Origin of the sequence: Photorhabdus heterorhabditis, assembly GCF_018448905.1 — a bacterium.
Lineage (GTDB): Bacteria > Pseudomonadota > Gammaproteobacteria > Enterobacterales > Enterobacteriaceae > Photorhabdus > Photorhabdus heterorhabditis.
Genome location: NZ_RCWA01000145.1, coordinates 1 through 1,056 on the forward strand (window position 1 = coordinate 1; position 1,056 = coordinate 1,056).

General features: G+C 57.9%; 2 protein-coding genes and 1 pseudogene. 2 read left to right on the top strand and 1 reads right to left on the bottom strand.

Features of this window, described 5'->3' with window-relative positions; translation table 11 throughout:
- Positions 1 to 48 precede the first annotated feature (48 nt).
- A pseudogene (locus EAE89_RS24205) lies at positions 49 to 168 on the top strand (hypothetical protein); the annotation flags it as partial.
- A gap of 129 nt (positions 169 to 297) precedes the next feature.
- On the opposite strand, the gene EAE89_RS24210 reads toward EAE89_RS24205, so the two are convergent.
- On the bottom strand, positions 298 to 459 hold the full coding sequence (locus EAE89_RS24210; RefSeq protein WP_339423564.1) for a hypothetical protein: 162 nt from the start codon (positions 457 to 459) through the stop codon (positions 298 to 300).
- Here EAE89_RS24210 and EAE89_RS24215 point away from each other — a divergent pair.
- The coding region (locus tag EAE89_RS24215; protein WP_339423563.1) for a hypothetical protein at positions 421 to 1,056 on the top strand (636 nt) is incomplete at its 3' end. The two genes, EAE89_RS24210 and EAE89_RS24215, sit on opposite strands and share 39 nt — an antisense overlap.

A 1,056-nucleotide genomic window follows, 5' to 3' on the forward strand; every position in this document is an offset into this window, starting at 1 on the left:
AAAATTAACCAGACCGGCAGCGGTGAACTGACGCTCCATACCCGCACCCTGAATAACCAGGAGGGGACCGTGTTCAATCAGGGGACATTGACCCTCACCACTGACCGGCTTAATAACCGTCAGGGCATTATTGCCAGTCAGGGCGAGGACCTGCATCTCACCGCGCATCAGGCCGATAACAACCGGGGGACGGTGCAACTGGCCGGTCAGGGCGCGCTTTCACTGAACACCCGACACTGGCTGGGCCATCAGGGCCAGTTGCTCACCAACGGCGCCCTGACGATACAGGCTCATGATTTACAACTGAATCACGCCGTCACCCGGGCGAACAAAATCACGGTCACCGCCGACACCCTGAACCATCAGCAGGGCGTGATGCAACAAGCGGGCGCCGATAACCTGTCGCTGACGGTCAACACGCTGAATAATCAGGGCGGCACGATAGCGGGCAATGGTCACCTCAACATGGACGCCTCGACCGTGGATAACCGAGAAGGTCATCTGGTGGCGGCCCAAAACGGCAATTTGACGTTAACGGTTAAAGATGCGCTGGATAATCAGGCGGGTCATCTGGCTGCCGGGCAACATCTCTGGCTGACTGCCTCTGAGCTGGATAACCGACAGGGGACTATTGCCGCCACGGGCGGTATGACCACATTAACGGTCGGGAAAAGCCTGCAAAACACCCACGGTCATCTTGAAGCCAAAACCCAACTGACTACGACCAGCCAGACGCTGGATAACACCCAGGGCGTGTTGCTGGCGCAACACATTGACAGCCAGACCACAGGCCATTCCTTCACCAATACCGCCGGACAGGTGATAGCCGAAGACACCCTGACCTTAAATAGCGGTCAGCTGGATAATACTGCGGGGCTGCTACAGGCGGGTGGCGAGATGTCCATTGATACCCACGGTCACTGGCTCGCCAACGCTGCCACGACGGACAAAAAAGGTGGCCGGTTGTTAAGCGGCGGACACTTAACTTTGCGCACCGGCGACATCAATAACACCGGTGGGGTAATCGCGGCAGAGGGCAAAACCACCCTGACCAGC